Origin of the sequence: Vibrio genomosp. F6 (assembly GCF_005146325.1) — a bacterium.
Taxonomy (GTDB): Bacteria; Pseudomonadota; Gammaproteobacteria; order Enterobacterales; family Vibrionaceae; genus Vibrio; species Vibrio cortegadensis.
In genome coordinates this window covers 1-14,229 of the sequence record NZ_SYUT01000051.1, presented here as the reverse complement: position 1 = coordinate 14,229, position 14,229 = coordinate 1, and the positions used below count along the sequence as shown (strand labels likewise).

General features: G+C 34.4%; 14 protein-coding genes and 1 pseudogene. 1 reads left to right on the top strand and 14 read right to left on the bottom strand.

Features of this window, described 5'->3' with window-relative positions; translation table 11 throughout:
• Nucleotide 1: 1 nt before the first annotated feature.
• The 11 genes from tadF to FCV43_RS16975 are packed head-to-tail and all read right to left on the bottom strand — an operon-like array spanning nucleotide 2 to nucleotide 9,301.
• Nucleotides 2-571 (bottom strand): tight adherence pilus pseudopilin TadF, encoded by a 570-nt coding sequence (gene tadF, locus FCV43_RS17025; RefSeq protein WP_136995848.1) that lies wholly within the window; start codon nucleotides 569-571, stop codon nucleotides 2-4.
• Nucleotides 561-1,100 carry a TadE family protein gene (locus FCV43_RS17020; RefSeq protein WP_136995847.1) on the bottom strand — a complete coding sequence of 180 codons (540 nt, stop codon included), beginning with the start codon at nucleotides 1,098-1,100 and terminating at the stop codon, nucleotides 561-563. Before FCV43_RS17020 ends, tadF begins: the two co-directional genes overlap by 11 nt.
• Nucleotides 1,097-2,197 carry a tetratricopeptide repeat protein gene (locus FCV43_RS17015; RefSeq protein WP_017053700.1) on the bottom strand — a complete coding sequence of 367 codons (1,101 nt, stop codon included), beginning with the start codon at nucleotides 2,195-2,197 and terminating at the stop codon, nucleotides 1,097-1,099. Before FCV43_RS17015 ends, FCV43_RS17020 begins: the two co-directional genes overlap by 4 nt.
• The gene (locus tag FCV43_RS17010) at nucleotides 2,197-3,072 is read right to left on the bottom strand and encodes a type II secretion system F family protein (protein WP_136995846.1); all 876 of its coding nucleotides are present in this window, start codon (nucleotides 3,070-3,072) and stop codon (nucleotides 2,197-2,199) included. The genes FCV43_RS17015 and FCV43_RS17010 overlap by 1 nt, the downstream gene beginning before the upstream one ends.
• A complete protein-coding gene (locus FCV43_RS17005) occupies nucleotides 3,069-3,983 on the bottom strand; it encodes a type II secretion system F family protein (RefSeq protein ID WP_136995845.1) in 915 nt (304 codons plus the stop codon). The genes FCV43_RS17010 and FCV43_RS17005 overlap by 4 nt, the downstream gene beginning before the upstream one ends.
• On the bottom strand, nucleotides 3,977-5,245 hold the full coding sequence (locus FCV43_RS17000) for a CpaF family protein (RefSeq protein WP_136995844.1): 1,269 nt from the start codon (nucleotides 5,243-5,245) through the stop codon (nucleotides 3,977-3,979). The genes FCV43_RS17005 and FCV43_RS17000 overlap by 7 nt, the downstream gene beginning before the upstream one ends.
• Nucleotides 5,242-6,441, bottom strand: a complete 1,200-nt coding sequence (locus FCV43_RS16995) for an AAA family ATPase (RefSeq protein WP_136995843.1) — start codon at nucleotides 6,439-6,441, stop codon at nucleotides 5,242-5,244. The genes FCV43_RS17000 and FCV43_RS16995 overlap by 4 nt, the downstream gene beginning before the upstream one ends.
• A gap of 4 nt (nucleotides 6,442-6,445) precedes the next feature.
• A complete protein-coding gene (locus tag FCV43_RS16990; RefSeq protein ID WP_136995842.1) occupies nucleotides 6,446-6,904 on the bottom strand; it encodes a hypothetical protein in 459 nt (152 codons plus the stop codon).
• A 3-nt stretch (nucleotides 6,905-6,907) separates the two neighbouring features.
• Nucleotides 6,908-8,248 (bottom strand): type II and III secretion system protein family protein, encoded by a 1,341-nt coding sequence (locus tag FCV43_RS16985; protein ID WP_136995841.1) that lies wholly within the window; start codon nucleotides 8,246-8,248, stop codon nucleotides 6,908-6,910.
• Between the two features lie 2 nt (nucleotides 8,249-8,250).
• Nucleotides 8,251-9,033 (bottom strand): pilus assembly protein CpaB, encoded by a 783-nt coding sequence (locus FCV43_RS16980; RefSeq protein WP_136995840.1) that lies wholly within the window; start codon nucleotides 9,031-9,033, stop codon nucleotides 8,251-8,253.
• Nucleotides 9,034-9,061: 28 nt separating this feature from the next.
• Nucleotides 9,062-9,301, bottom strand: coding sequence for a Flp family type IVb pilin (locus FCV43_RS16975; protein WP_136995839.1), 240 nt, complete (start codon nucleotides 9,299-9,301; stop codon nucleotides 9,062-9,064).
• 206 nt (nucleotides 9,302-9,507) lie between these two features.
• On the opposite strand from FCV43_RS16975, the gene FCV43_RS16970 reads away from it, so the two are divergent.
• On the top strand, nucleotides 9,508-9,954 hold the full coding sequence (locus FCV43_RS16970) for a prepilin peptidase (RefSeq protein WP_040887273.1): 447 nt from the start codon (nucleotides 9,508-9,510) through the stop codon (nucleotides 9,952-9,954).
• A gap of 30 nt (nucleotides 9,955-9,984) precedes the next feature.
• Here FCV43_RS16970 and FCV43_RS16965 read toward each other — a convergent pair whose 3' ends face one another.
• From FCV43_RS16965 to FCV43_RS16955, 3 genes and pseudogenes are all read right to left on the bottom strand, one after another.
• On the bottom strand, nucleotides 9,985-10,842 hold the full coding sequence (locus FCV43_RS16965) for a LysR family transcriptional regulator (RefSeq protein WP_017053690.1): 858 nt from the start codon (nucleotides 10,840-10,842) through the stop codon (nucleotides 9,985-9,987).
• Nucleotides 10,843-11,326: 484 nt separating this feature from the next.
• The gene (locus FCV43_RS16960; protein ID WP_136995838.1) at nucleotides 11,327-12,358 is read right to left on the bottom strand and encodes a GlxA family transcriptional regulator; all 1,032 of its coding nucleotides are present in this window, start codon (nucleotides 12,356-12,358) and stop codon (nucleotides 11,327-11,329) included.
• Nucleotides 12,359-12,483: 125 nt separating this feature from the next.
• A pseudogene (locus FCV43_RS16955) lies at nucleotides 12,484-13,402 on the bottom strand (IS5 family transposase).
• Between the last annotated feature and the right edge of the window lie 827 nt (nucleotides 13,403-14,229).

Sequence of the window (14,229 nt, the reverse complement as noted above, 5' to 3'; positions counted from 1 at the left end):
ATTAGATCCTCGCAAATGCGTATGAGCTAGATACAATTCTCATAGGGTCACCCCGTACAGCTCCTATAATATTGAATGGCGTAACATAGCATAAAGATAAATGATACATGGGTAGCCTACGATTTCGTGTAGTAGTCGGTAGTAGTTGTTTAGCCTTAGTTAAATTCATCTTACTAAAATCCATAAACTCACATTTATCTACATTCCCACTAGTCTCAGAATTGACAATCAACTTATCCTCAGAAGATATGGATACTTGTGTTACTTTTAACCCTAACTCTGACTCATCGAAACTTGGCACCATTCGCTTCATTGAATTTTTCGCAATATCAAATACTTTTTTAATTTCACTATTACAGTGAGTGCCATTAAATCCACACATATTAATTTCACCAGAATAAAACTGCTTTCTTTCGCTTAAAAGTGAAAGTAACGAATATGTAGCTCTATCTAATTGACCTTTTTTATTAATAGCAATCGTATAATTAATATGAATAGCTAAAAACGAACTAAAAAAGACCAACACAAGTGCAAGTTCGACTGAAAATGAGCCCTTCTGCTTAATGACCACATCCAGCTCCTTTTCCTAATTTAAATCTGCATCTTTCATATTCCTGTACTGCAATAATCTCTCGTTTTATGTCAATTTTAGGCAGTGCGTAATTGAAAAGTGGATTATATTCAAAGGTAAGATTATAAACAGCAATTGGCATATTTATTGAATTTTCAGCTTTATCACCAAACGCATCTGCACATGCTGATAGCTGACTGTGCGAAATGTTGCATTCTGTGAAAGTATCCAAATTTTTAAAGTAATAAACATTTGTAGATATAGATGATTGATCCACAACAGCCTTCCCTAGTAGACCACCACTTTCATTTAATGAAGCTAGAAGTGTTTTTTGGTAATCAACATTCACTGAATTACTTGAATCACCGAGTTTTTTGTTTTTCATTACGGCTGTAGTAAAAGCATGATCAATAAAAGACATTGAATATGTTAATACAGATAGATCAAGCCATGTAAATAAAACCATGAGTAGAACAGGTAGCCCAAGTGCTGCTTCAACTGTAATCACTCCTTTGTTAGCTTTAATCACAACTCCAAATACCTCTTTTTAGTATAATCAACGATAAACGCTCCTTTTACATTCATATTCTCTAAGAACAGTTTTGCGTTATCAATATCGTTAAACTCCCCTATACAGTAACGTTTCCATAAGCCATGAGTGTATGAATAAACTTTCCCATAGTTACTTTTTAAGTAATACAAATAATCACTTGGTATCACTTTATAAGTTGCTAAAACTTGTATTCTATAAATAGCTGGCGCTTTAGGTTTTAGATTATTAGGATCCAACATAGAATTCTCCATGTATGAGATCTTTGTTTCTTTAGCAAGGGCAATTGAATCCATTTTTACAACATCCTTTTTTGCCGACTTTTTTATACGTTTAATAGATTTAAGCTTTAGTGGTACTTTCTGTTTTTCTTTTATTGTCTTTACTGACTTTGACAATTTAGCTAATTTAATTCGAGCTTCTTGTTCTGTATTACTAAATTTAAGAACTTCTAGCGTTACATCAGGGCGCTGTGCCCTTATTGACGCCATCATTAAATTTGAACGAATTTTTTGATCATTTGGATCAATTGCAAATAAACCATATAATGCTTCCATTGCCTGTTCATGCTTACCTTGAAGCATATTAACAACCGCTATATTGTTGTTAGCCTCTCTATCTGAAGCTCCATTCTTTTTACTATTATCAAAACTTTCTATAGCCAAATCATATTGCTTTTGTTGAGCTAGAATTTTCCCATTAAGCAAATAATATTCAGATTTACTACCACCTTCGTCTAAGTAATTATCTAAATATTTCTTACTTGATGAATAGTTGGACTTTATATACTCTAATCTAGATAATGTTAAAATAACTTCGGGCTCGTCTAAATCATCCTTCCCATAGGTATTTATATATAACTCAGCAGACTTATTATCTTTTTTGTCTAAATATAAATTAATTAACTTCACTTTATATTCAGGAACTTTTGATAGGTTAACTTTATAAAATTCAATAAGTTGCTCACTCTGGGAGGAGTTAACCAGCAGTCTTTCTTTGGTTAAAAGTTCATTATTTATAGACGAACAAGCAAACAAAACAAAGCATGATAGTATAACTATACTTTTTTTAATCATTACCCTAACATCCTCATAATTCCAGGAGCAGCAATCAAGATAACTATCGGAACCATGATAAAAACAATCATAGGTATCGACATTTTCGCTCCCATTTTCCCAATTTTTTCTTCAAGTTGAAGCATATTTATCTCACGTATATCTGATGCTAGAGAAGCAAGGACAGGACCAACAGAAGATCCATATTTTAAGCTTTGCGTTAATGTCATAACAAAGCTTCTGGCTTCGTTAGTCGGAACCAAGTCGCTAAACTCTCCTAGAGCTTTATCTAAGCCTATTATTTTTGACCTTTCTGACGTTTTTTTTACGACAAAGGCAAGGCTTGTGTCGACCATTTTTAATTCACCGGCAAGATATTCAAGACTTGCCTCTAAGGTCATACCAGTGTGGACGCAAATATTCATTAGGTCCAATAAAAAAGGCAATCGTCCACTTATATGAGAAATATTATTTTTACTTCTCATAGAGATATACATATCAGGAACTATGAGACAGAATACCATTGTGATGGAAAAATATATAAAACAATTAACTAACTTAACCTCACCAGTAAAATATAAAAACAAAACAACAAATAAAGATATAACAGTAGGTACTATCTTAATAAGGTAGTACACTTGGGAAAAAACATCATTATGTATACCTGCTTTTATGAGGTTATTCTTTGTCTCTTCTTTATTAAAAGATAGTCTTGATAATAACTTTAGAATATATTCACTAATTGACACTTTATCTTGTGTTGAACCTATTATTTTTCTCGTAGATAAATTGGCTTTTGTATTATCAAAAAATTTAAGAACAAATTTTGCTACAATTAATGACACAAACATCGCTAAAACTAAAATTATCATTCTTTTCCATGTAAAATCAATCACTTAACACCCCTAAGGATCATATATATAAGAGCAAAGCCAATTAACTCACTGGTCAAAACATAATAAAAAAGAGGTCTACCTGCATCTTCAAACATAACATAATCATAATTTTCCGGGCTTGTGAATTTCAATATCATAAGAAATATTACAGGTAGTGCTGCAATTATTTTTGCTGATGAACGAGCTTCTGATGTAAGAGCATTTTTCTTTTTATCAATAGCTCTTGCTTCAAACATGATTCGGTTTATTCTGTTAATTACGTTTTTTAACTGCCCACCTCGGCTAAGATTAATCCTAATAGCAGAAGCAAAGAAAAAGTATTCTACATATGGAAATGTTGAAGCACTTCTAGCCAGTACTCCATCAGGGTCCTCACCAATAAGAAGGCGCTCTGCCATTTTTTTAAATTCTTTGCCTACTTCATTATCTAACTGAGTACCTACATACTCAAATGCATGGACTATACTCTGACCAGAAGATAATGCTCCGGCTAAAATGTTAAGAGCATCAGGGAAATTATCTTGAAATTTCTTAGCTTGAAGTGCACTTAATTTAACAAAAAAAACAATAAGAAGTATCGGCTCTAAAATAAGCCATAATTGAATATAATCTTGTCGGAAAAACCAAACATTAATAAAATAAATCACAGTCGAACTAATCGAAAAAAACAATATTAGTTTTATCAAACCATTTGGATAAAGTAATTTATTCAATTGCTTGTACTTATCTTTAATTTTCTTCTTGTACGTGATGTTAAAACTTTCTGAATCGATTACTGCACGCACTCCAACAACGCCGTCGAAGCTTCCACTATTATCAATAAGTTCTGTGATTTTCCGGTTTTTCTTCCAGTGAGAAAAAACTAATACCATAACAAGTAACGACCAAGCACCAATTAGAAGCGCTAACATGAAAATAGCTCCTGTAAAGCACCGTCCAAACCAAAAAACTTAGCTCTTTCATAGATCACTGAACGCTTTGATAGACCGGGTGTTCGGTACTCTCCAACAATTTTACCATCACTCATACCACCCGTATTTTCATAACGAAATATATCTTCCATGACTACATTATCGCCCTCTAACCCAACAATTTCGCTAATAAACAGAACTTTACGACTGCCATCATGTAATCGCCTCACTTGCACAATCAAATCAACTGCACTGACAATGGTCCTGCGTATGGCTTCAAGTGGCAGATTAGATGTCGCCATCATTACCATACTTTCGACTCGAGCAATTGCATCTCTAGGAGTATTGGCATGGAGTGTAGACATTGAACCATCGTGTCCTGTATTCATCGCTTGCAACATTTCAAAAGCTTCTCCGCCACGGCACTCGCCAACAATTATTCTATCTGGTCGCATACGCAGACCGTTAATAACCAAATCCCGTGCAGTTATAGCCCCAGAACCTTCAACACTCGCCTCTCGAGTTTCTAATCTCACGATATGTGGTTTTTGCAATTGCAACTCAGCAGCATCTTCTATTGTTACTATTCTCTCTGCTTCTCCAATAAAACCAGATAATGCATTAAGCAAGGTTGTTTTACCCGAGCCTGTACCACCAGAAATAAGAATATTACATTTACAATGACTTGCTATAGAAAGCAATTTTGCCATCTCAACGGATAGAGCACCAAACTCAACTAAATTTTCCAATTTAATTTTTTGTTCTTTGAACTTACGAATTGAAATAGATGTTCCATCAATTGCCAGGGGTGGAATGACTATATTTACACGACTCCCATCCTCTAAGCGAGCATCACACAACGGTTTAGATTCATCTATACGTCGTCCAACATTTGATGCAATTCTTTTCGCTATCGTATTCAACTGTTTCTCATTCACAAATTGAATAGGAGATTTTTCTATTTTCCCTTTAATCTCAATAAATATATCCGATGGTCCATTAATCATGATGTCTGATATATCATCATTATCAACCAGGGCCTGCAATGGACCTAACCCCTTCAACTCATCTAACAGAGCTTTTACAAGATCTAACCGTTTTACATTACTGATTTGTAACTGTTTGCGTTCAATCAATATGCTTACTGATTCTTTTAACTGTAATTCAAGTTCAGCATTTTCAATTTCAACTAAAGATGCTGCATCTAATGCATCAAATATTTCATCTCTAATTTCAATATAAATCGTTTTTAATTGGTTCATTTTTTAAGCCACTTTAAACGAGATTCTTTTTTAACTTTCTTTCCAGACAAGTTATTTACCATAATTGCAATCGCAGAGTGGAGTTTTGTTTTAGCCAAACAATGAATTCCATCCTGAATGATTATTTTCTCTAAACTGGCCTCATAGGCTATATCTATAGACTCTTTTGCTTTTATTTTTTCTTTCGCACTTTGCAAAGGAACCATATAATCTTTTTGATGACGAGTCATCGAGAATATAACTTGGTGCGGTGTTTTCCCAATTTTTTTCTTTATTGTATTGTATGAGCGCAAGGAAGAAACTGACGGTTCGCAGACAACAAAAATTCTATGGTAACGTTCAACAAAATTGTCAGCATGTAACTCATCTAGAGCACTTAATGGTACGGAATCTATGATGAAGTTATACTGATCTATAAGTTCACTAGATATTCTATATAAAGAATCAGCATGATCAATTAAACATGCTGGATTCTTTTCCAAAGCTAAGAAGTCCAGTTTGTCTTTCACCCGATGCACATAAGCACTAGCTATCGCAGCATCTAACTCTGATTGATTAAGATCAATACTACTCTGTTTAGATTTAAGTCCCTTAACCGCTAAAAAAATATCAGAATTAAGTGCTGTTGTATCGTGTTCAACGAGTAAGGTCTTCAAGCTAGCCTGTTGACTCAAGCTATAAGATAAGTAAGATCCAATTGATGACACGCCGATGCCACCTTTACTTCCAAGAATTAAGACCCTTTTAGCAACGCGTGATTTTTTCTTGTTTACATTAAAAGTAGTTTCATCAGTTTCAATTTTTATTGCACCTAAAAGACCATCTAATTCATCATCCCATAGGACATAATTAGCGCCTAATGCTAAAACACGATCGCGCATTACTATCGAGTCTAAACAAGTAACAACAATAAGTGAGATGCTGACATCTAGCCTAGACGAAATCTCAGACACCTCTGAAACAATATCATTAGTCTCACGTAAATCTAATATTACATTCTTTATTGTCAAATCATTCTTATGCCAACTGTCATCATCTATATCAGCCACTTTTAATGGAGTGGTGAACCCTTCGATAGCATAAAGTTCATCAATTGACTCTAAAAAACAAATGTCATCAGAAACTATTAAATCTGTGGTCTTAACTTTTGTTTCGGCCTTGGACATTGAGCTTTTGAATAAATTATCTAAATCCATTTTATTACTGGCCTTTCACTGGTTTCGTTAAACTTAATTTTCGATTAAATTCTAATGCGCACCCGAATGCGTAATTATTAATATTAGAAAAAGAAGTAGCCCCACAGTTTTTATCTTCTAGTTGATAGTACGTAGCTGTTAATTTTATCTCATCACTACTAGTTTTATTTATCACTTTTAAATTATATCGCAACTTATTAACACCTAACTTTTTAATTTTTATAACAAATTCATCGATAAACTGACTTTCATCAGTATTATATTCAATTAAAAAATTTGATTTGGTATGCTTGCTGTTAATTCGCTTTATAAAACCCAATGAATTATTCATCGCTTCTTCTTTACGAATAGCAGAAAATTCGAACGTTTCCTTTAAAGTATTTACTACAGTTTTGTTCTCTGGAGTAATTACTGTACAAGCACTTAGAGATATAATACTGCACATAAGTAATAAAATTTTCATAAACTAGAAACCTCCAGATTTCATTGTACTTTCAAGTTCATCGTCATCTACATTTGATAAGTCAATCCTGAGTAAACGCTCTAAATCACTTGTTCGTTTGAATTTTGGTAGCTTAATTTCATTTTCTTTCACCGGATCAACTAAATTCACTGTGGCTACAATGATAAGCTCTGTTTTTCGACGTTCAGTGTTTGCTTTACTAAATAAAGCACCTAAAATCGGTATGTCCCCAAGAATTGGAATTTTACTCAGAGACTCTTGTTCTTCTGATGTCAATAAACCCGCTAAAACAAAGCTTTGCCCATCCTTTAATTGTACTGTTGTCTGTGCTTTTCGAGTGCGTAACGATGGAACACTAACAAGGCCTGAATTAACACCATTTGTTTTATCAATAGAACTGACTTCGGGAAGTAGTGACAAACGGATATTCTCTGAATCGGTAACTTTCGCAATCATCGACAGTTTAACACCGTACTCTTTATAGGTAATTGATACTCCATCATTATCACGAACAGCAATTGGAATTTCTCCACCGACGAGAAAACTAGCAGATTCGCCGGAGATAACTGAGAGGTTTGGTTCAGCTAAAACCTGCCCTATGTTATCATTACCACTAGCCGAAATTACAGCCACAATATCTTCTGCAGAAAAATCAAGAATTTTATTTACAAATTTACCTGCATCACCAATACTTTTACCATTACTTTCAGCATAAGAGACTCCAAGTTCGGTAAGGAATGAACTTGATACTTCAGCGACGGTAAGTTTAACGTTGATCTGAGTTGTAGTGAGTACTTTTAGATTATTTATTATATCATCGAACACGTATGTTGCAGTGTAATCCAGTGCGTCTACTGATTCTCCATCAGTTCCTGTTAATTCAAAAGTATGACGTTCTTTGCTTTTTTTAAGCATTTCACCAACTAATCTATACACTTGATTTTTTGTTTCTTCACTACTTACAACTCCATCTAGCACTACTTGTTCACCAATGTTAGTCAACTGAATACTTTCATCGGGGTAACGTGCAACTAGCATTTGCTTTAATAGTCGTAGGCTTTTATTAACAATTACTTCTGCGTTGTATATTTCATTTCCTGCTCTGTCGTATGCAATTATGGAAGTTCCACCTCGAGCCACGCCATAAACAACCAACTTTCCATTAGCTATAATTTTGTAATCGGCAACTCCAGGATTTGTTACAAACACTGTATCAATCTTTCGTTTAATATTTACAGTTGTTGCCGCACCAAGATCCAAATTGAGAAGTTCGCCAGCACTTACTTGATATGAAGCCAATAAAACAATAAAACAGGTTTTCGCAGTTACTTTAATACTCTGCATTATTAATTTCCTCTAAGCTGACGTACACCGTAGCGATGTTCAATCAGATCACTACTTTTTACTGACAAGTACTTATAGGCCAACTTAGCCGGAACTAAAGTAACCGCACCTATTTTTTGTGCCATTTCCAGCTGCAAAACTTGTTTTACCGTTAATGCAATAATGAGGCTATAGTTCTCATTCTCTGAATCAGTTTCTAACGCAGACTCAATAACTTGAATAACTTTCGCATCATTGATAATCACATCACTGCTTAGACTATCAATATCCGAATAGCCATCCTCTAGAAGATTCGATTTCGAAGATGTTGTCGCTACGAAGCTTACTTTATCTCCTGGTTTAATAGGCAATGCTTCAACAATACTATTACCAGTAGACTTGTAATAATAGGGTACTTGATCATTACTCAGAGAAAGGAACATATAATCGCGTTCGCCCGGATTTGAAACTTGTTGCTGCTTCAAATTTACTCCCCCAGAAGTATCACTCGCCCATAGAGCTCCATCACTTAAAGTAATACTTGAGTACGCTTCTTTTTCAAGCATTTCCGATTCTGGTATTAATACTAGTTCAAAATCATCATTTTTAATTGGTTGTTTTTTTTCTACATCATGTTTTAAGAATGCCACCTCTATCATTATTTCTTTTTTTTCAACAACTACTTCTTCTGGAGTTAGCACTCCACTTATATAAAAAAATGAAATAAAAACAGAAATTGCGATCAACGAAAAAATAAATATTCTGCTCATTAGATTGCGACCATATAGAGAGGCTAGGCCTCTCATAATTAACTTCATTTAAACTAATATAGTACTATGACTTTGGTGGTGTTGGTGGTGTTTCTGGTGTTTCAGCTTTGGTACTCATAGATGAAGTTACTTCTTTCATCGCACTTTCCAGACTGTCTCCGAGTCCGCTAGTATTAAGCATAGTTAGAATAATACCCGACATTGTTACTGCGATAATTGCATATTCCACTGCTGTTACACCACGCTTGTCGGATTTGAACTTCTTACAAACTTGACGAACTTTAGCGTTTATATTTAAAAACATTGTGTTTCTCTCTATTATGTGTATTGAATAATTAAAACAGTCGTCACTATAGTCCTATTCCCCTCCCACCTCCAATTAATATTTATTATGCACTTATAAGGTTAATTTATTTATATTTTTCTTGTAGTCGTAAATAAACAATTGATTAAACACTTCAATACCGTCAATATATCGAAATCCTATTTATTTAATATTTCGCACTAATAATGAGCAAGTTCAACATATTCTTATCTTTGGTGGTGTTTGCAAACTTTTTAGCTATTTTTTATGTTGATGTTATATACCGAGTTGTTAAACATCGATTAATTTTTGTCACACTATTACTTTGTACAGTGAGCTGTATCATAAATTCAGCTAATATTTTTAATCAACTATTTACAGCATTTTTTGTATTTTCCATTTTTTTCTTACTATGGTTGATGAATGTTTTAGGGGGGAGCGATGTAAAGCTTATTGGAAGTGTTTTCATTGGTATAAAACCGGAGTACTCTCAAATAACATTGCTTGTTATAGGGCTATTTGGAGGGGTTCAGATAATACTTATGTGGGTATATGGCACGATAAGAAGAAGGTCCGCATTCAAGCATGGTGTACCTTATACTATACCAATAGGAATTTCTGGTTGGATTTTCTTCACCTTATCGCTATGTTAGCGATAAGGTGATTAACTTACGAATGGAAGTCTATTTTTTGATATTTTCATTAAAGATATCAGCAATCAAACGTTTTAAACCTTCTTGATCAATTTTTTGGGCAGCAGATTCATTACACCATACATACATGTCCAACTCTTTATGTAAACGTTCTTGGTAGCATCCCTTTCCACTAACAGCCCAGCTTGGACAAATAACGTATGTATTTTTAGTTTTTAATTCATTTGTCATCAAACGTGACGATGATGTTGTAAGCCAACTTTTAATTTCAGATAAATTGACTCCTGAATAATCAATCAATGTTTCAGCTTCACGGCGCGTTAAAGAGTTGCAAAATACGACTCTTTTTGGGCGTTCATGGTTTGGCGGTATGTATTCGTTGTAAGCCAAAATGTACTTAACCCTGTTTAGAGGGAAAATTTTTCCTTCATCTGACATTAGCTTTCCTGAACCAAACACCAAATCATAATTCGAAGTATTGATATCATCTAAACTGCTATACGCTGTAATGGCTAACTCTGTATCATTGTATGTTAAGAATGTATTAACCACTTTTTCTACTAAATCCGTGTTAAAAGAATCGGAGATAGCTATAGAATATTTTTTGCAAGTATCTATTTCAGCTAAATCTTTAAACAGCCTTTCATACATAAACATCGTTTGATCTGCATATTCTAATAAAATTTTTCCATGACTTGTCAACATAAACCCGTCTTTCCGATCGAAGATTCGAGCTCCAATTGTTTTTTCTATTTTTTTTATATGTTGAGAAACTGCCGGTTGAGTCAAGTACAAACTCTCGGCTGCAGCTGTAAAACTGCGGTGCCTAGCTACATGCGTAAATGTTCGCAGGTATTTTGCATCAATAGTTCTATTAATGGCGTTCATCGAATTATTCCGTCATTTTTTATAATTGGATTGTTATCGCATAGAGCTATACCGGGGGGGAGAGGATATAACGAGACCTCATATGCTCAGGTCGATATCTTACGCCTTACCATTCATAAATTACATATGCAACTAGACCACTAAGAAAGACATTGCAAATACGATGAATTCATAAACATTAGACATAAGTATCTGTTTTTAATATTATTTAACACTATGAATTAATATGTACATTTGTTATAAAATATTTAAGTATGGCACAAACACCCCCCAAAAAAAAACACACCCCCCCCCATTAATTATAGTGCTATGACTCTAATATTATCTGAGGCCCTTTTATTTCAATATTATCAACAAACTATATTCACGATATAAAATAAGATTAAACTATAACAATTAGTTATCTGGTCATTTTATTTAATTATAAACACGACATCATGCCTATTCACTTTAAGAATCTTAATTAGATATATCTTTATAAATACTAACCTTCAAACAACACTGATTCTTCACTCATCGCCATCCCATTATTAGAATGATTACCTCTGTATTTTCTATACTCTAATGGCGATAATTCGTTTTCTCTCTTAAATATTTGCCTGAAGAACTTCACATCTTCATAGCCTACTCTTCGACCAATGGATTCAACGGTTAAATTGGTCGTTCTAAGTAAACTCTTAGCTAAAGATAATCGTACAAATTGGATAAACTTCAGCGGTGTAACACCTGTAACTTCTTTAAATCGTCTCTTAAACTGCCTTTCAGATAAATTAGCCTTTATAGCAAGTCGATTTATCGTTATTGATTTAGTTCCATTTGTAATGATCCACTTCTGAACATCATGAATAACTATGTCTTTATGTTGCATATACTCAAGAATATCACTGTATCTCAACGATTCCTTGTCACATCCATTTGCACTTATTAATTCATGGCAAGTATATTTAACTTGACTTCCATAGAGCTTCTCGACCAATGACATCATCACGTTTTGATAAGTATGCACTCCTACAGAAATATACAATTTATCAGTAATCATTATTTTTTTTTGTTCTAATATCCTTATATTGTTAAACATTTTTTTGAACAACGATGAATAATAAGGATGTACAACAATCTCTTGATCCATTAAAATTCCACATTTAGCAAGGATAAATATCCCTGTATCGATACTTATAATTCTCGCACCAGAATCTGATTGTTTTTTTATCCACAGCATTAAATCTAATGATATACAGTTAAGGCCATCATTAGGGTCTCCGATCGAACCAATCAATAGTACATCAGTAGAGGGTATATCAGCCCACTTTTTACTTATTTCAATATGTACTCCACCAACTCCTTGTAAGGATCTATTATCTGGAGAAACAATACTTGTATTTAATTTCGCATTCCCAGATATATTACATGCAGTTTCAATAATTTCCAATGGGCCTGTGATTGACGAAAAGAATTGACCAGAGGCGCAAAGAGCAACCACATTTATATTGTTATTTTCGATATGCTTCAAACACATTTACTCCACTTATAAAAATTAGGGCTTATTATTAATGTCCAAAAATAACTCACGGTGCGAGTGAACCACTTGGCTTTGTTGCGTAATTAAATTTAAAGATAGAACTACCCCGTTTCGCGTATTTCTTAATCAATACGACAAGTTTCAGGCATACCTAACCCAGTAAGCTTGTTCAACGCTTTTATCATCGCGTAAGTTTCGCCCACCTGTGCATTGTAATTTCTTAAGCTCAATCGTCCTCCTAGCAACTGTTTAACTCGATACATCGCTGTTTCTGACAATGAGCGTTTGTGGTATCCATACCGCTCTTTCCAATACTTATTTGAGCCGTATAACTTCTGGCAACCCACGGCGAGATTTCGAGGGTGACCACGCTCCCAAAAGGCTGCCCCTTCTCGTGGGGGAACAAGAGCAATGGCTCCCTTAATCTTAATTGCAGCGTGACATGCTCTTGTGTCGTAAGCCATCACCAGACACCTCAAGGATACTTCGGCGTGTTTGTTTCAGTAAGTTCGGGAGTACTTCTCCATCTGTGACCGTTGATAAACTTAGCTCGGCGGCAATGATCTCATGAGTGCTTGTATCGACGGCAATATGAAGCTTTCGCCAGACTCTACGCTTACCATCCGTCCCGTGTTTTTTGACTTTCCATTCACCTTCGCCATAAACCTTAAGGCCAGTTGCATCAATGGCTAGGTGTTGTATTGCTCCACTCGTTTTAGTCTTAAATGAGACCTAAACTTGCTTGGCTCTACGACTGATGCAGGTGTAATGCGGACAACTTAACGGTACATGGGCTAACCTAAATATCGAGTCGATAAATCCTTGCAGCGCTCTCAGTGGCATAGAAAAAGCTCGTTTCACCATGAGTGCTGTCGTAATAGCCAAATCACTGAACCGACGTGGCCTCCCGCGCTTATTCTGTTTGCTTTTCGCCCAACCGCTTATCGCCTCTTCATCAATCCAAAAGGTCAGAGAGCCACGGTTAATAAGTGATTGATTGTATTGCTTCCAGTTGGTTGTTTTATAACGAGGTTTAGGCATAGGGCTACGAGAGGGAGTGAATGTAGCTGATCAGATCGTAGGTTCTGGATTTAGTTCCACTGAATTACGCAACAAAGCGAACCACTCTACCACTGTTACACGCTTCAATTAGCTGAATTGCCAGCTCATAACTGCGCCTTAACTAATCACCACTTTGCCTAACATCTTCATTCAAAACTATCGATGATAGTTCACTTGGAACAAAATGAATCATTTTATTATTTCAAACAATTTAATTTTTCTCGTGGTTTAACCAAATTATCAATATAACTCAATTGCTACCATCTTAATTAATCAAGTGGGGCGTAATTCAACTACTCTATACAATTTAGAAGTTTATTTTTAAGTTTTTCGGCTAGTTTTTATAACTTAACACTGATATTATCGCTATCTGATTTCAATTTATGCGCAAAATAACAATTAATTATTGATGTATTGCCTCCTTAGAGACCATACTAAGTTTTTCAATTCCTTTCGAAAAGGAAATAACATACTCTCTGACTTGTCAGAGTTGTTGAATATCATCAGATATACAAATTATATCTTCCCGTCATTTATATCAAAGTATTTTCATCAACAAGTAGCCGAAGATGCATTTTCGCATCATTTCTAATATTATATAATTACAATTTTCTACTAGTACTGTTCCTCTCTATATACGGACTAACAAACATAGAACCCATATCACAATAAAAGCTAAATTTCAGCTGATAATTAATCACTACGAGTAACAAAATAACAACTTTTTAACTGTTTTTCAAATTATTTATTCGCTTTGTATTATATTGTTTTCTTATAACGATTTTTATATGTATGTATGTATGTAT

What these genes read in the sequence shown, in the direction of transcription:
- FCV43_RS17000 (WP_136995844.1), bottom strand. Translation starts at nt 5,245, where the DNA reads ATGAACCAATTAAAAACGATTTATATTGAAATTAGAGATGAAATATTT.
- FCV43_RS16960 (WP_136995838.1), bottom strand. Translation starts at nt 12,358, where the DNA reads ATGTGTTTGAAGCATATCGAAAATAACAATATAAATGTGGTTGCTCTT.
- FCV43_RS16995 (WP_136995843.1), bottom strand. Translation starts at nt 6,441, where the DNA reads ATGGATTTAGATAATTTATTCAAAAGCTCAATGTCCAAGGCCGAAACA.
- FCV43_RS17005 (WP_136995845.1), bottom strand. Translation starts at nt 3,983, where the DNA reads ATGTTAGCGCTTCTAATTGGTGCTTGGTCGTTACTTGTTATGGTATTA.
- FCV43_RS16990 (WP_136995842.1), bottom strand. Translation starts at nt 6,904, where the DNA reads ATGAAAATTTTATTACTTATGTGCAGTATTATATCTCTAAGTGCTTGT.
- FCV43_RS17015 (WP_017053700.1), bottom strand. Translation starts at nt 2,197, where the DNA reads ATGATTAAAAAAAGTATAGTTATACTATCATGCTTTGTTTTGTTTGCT.
- FCV43_RS16985 (WP_136995841.1), bottom strand. Translation starts at nt 8,248, where the DNA reads ATGCAGAGTATTAAAGTAACTGCGAAAACCTGTTTTATTGTTTTATTG.
- FCV43_RS16975 (WP_136995839.1), bottom strand. Translation starts at nt 9,301, where the DNA reads ATGTTTTTAAATATAAACGCTAAAGTTCGTCAAGTTTGTAAGAAGTTC.
- FCV43_RS16970 (WP_040887273.1), top strand. Translation starts at nt 9,508, where the DNA reads ATGAGCAAGTTCAACATATTCTTATCTTTGGTGGTGTTTGCAAACTTT.
- FCV43_RS16965 (WP_017053690.1), bottom strand. Translation starts at nt 10,842, where the DNA reads ATGAACGCCATTAATAGAACTATTGATGCAAAATACCTGCGAACATTT.
- FCV43_RS16980 (WP_136995840.1), bottom strand. Translation starts at nt 9,033, where the DNA reads ATGAGAGGCCTAGCCTCTCTATATGGTCGCAATCTAATGAGCAGAATA.